General features: G+C 60.4%; 1 protein-coding gene. It reads right to left on the bottom strand.

All coding sequences use genetic code 11. The features are described from left to right. On the bottom strand, positions 1–1,167 hold a 1,167-nt coding region (locus AAH450_RS21040; protein ID WP_342911925.1), incomplete at both ends, for an Ig-like domain-containing protein.

Here is a 1,167-nt window from a genome sequence, read left to right as displayed (position 1 = left end):
TGCCGTTCTCATCAACAGCTGTGCTGCCGATCAGTTCGCCGTTGTCATAGATATTGACGCTGACCACACCCTCCGCTAATCCTTCCGCGCTCACGCTGCCGCTGTAGGTTGGGCGCGCATCATCGGTAGTTGCACCATCTGCAATCACGCCCTGTACCGGACCTACATCGTCGATAAGCGTGATGCTGCCTTCGGTCAACGCATCTTCACCCGGCGCAGAAGTATCTACCGTGAAGCTCCAGCCGTCGTCGTCGGTGCCGCTGACAGCCGGACCTTCATTACCGGCGGCATCAACGGCAGCCACGGTCAGCTCATGCTCAGTGCCGTCGGCCATATCCTGCTCCGGCGTCCAGCTCCATCTGCCGTTCTCATCAACTGTTGCGCTGCCAGCCAGCTCGCCTTTGTCATAGATATTGACGTGGTCGATATCGGCGGTCGCGTTGCCCGAGAGGGTCGGACGCGTGTCGTCGGTGACGCCGCCGTCGGCGATCTCGCCGGTGACCGGGCCAACATTGTCGGTCAGGCTGATAGAGTCAACCACAATACCGGAGGTCTCGTTATCGGGCGCCGTGCTGTCGGCCGGGCCATCAATGATGGTGCTGTTGCTGTTGCCCGCCTCGTCGGTGGCTTCCACCACCACATCTTTATCGCCCACTCCTGCCGGGTTCGGCTGAATGCTCCAGTGCCCGTCGGCATCGGCCACCGTTTCGGTCACGCTGTCGTTGGTCGGATCGGTGATGACTATCACCGCGCCCGGCTCGGCATTACCGGCCAGCTCCGCTTCGGTATTGGTGGTGATTTCCGGTGCCATCGTGCTGGTATCCAGCACAAACTGCCAGTCAGCACCTGGCGCGGAGACGTTGCCCGCTGCGTCTGTGCTGGTGACGGTGATGCTATGAGTACCATCGACCAGATTAGTGGTCGGGGTATAGCTCCAGTTTCCTTCTGCGTCTGCATAAACGCTGCCTAATACAGTGTCGCCGTCGAACAGAGTAACCAGTGAACCCGCTTCTGCCGTACCGGTGAAGGTCGGCGCCGGATCGTCAGTAACACCGCCGCTGACAGTGATCGTACCCTGAACGGTACCCACGTCATCAGTCATGCCGGTAATCACTGGCTGGATCGGTGCAGTCGCATCCACCGTCAGGGTAAAGGTCGCCTCGCTGC

This window comes from Erwinia magellanica, assembly GCF_039023495.1.
In the GTDB taxonomy this organism is placed as follows: domain Bacteria; phylum Pseudomonadota; class Gammaproteobacteria; order Enterobacterales; family Enterobacteriaceae; genus Erwinia.
The sequence above is the reverse complement of the archived record's forward strand: the minus strand, read 5'-3'. Positions and strand labels throughout refer to the sequence as shown.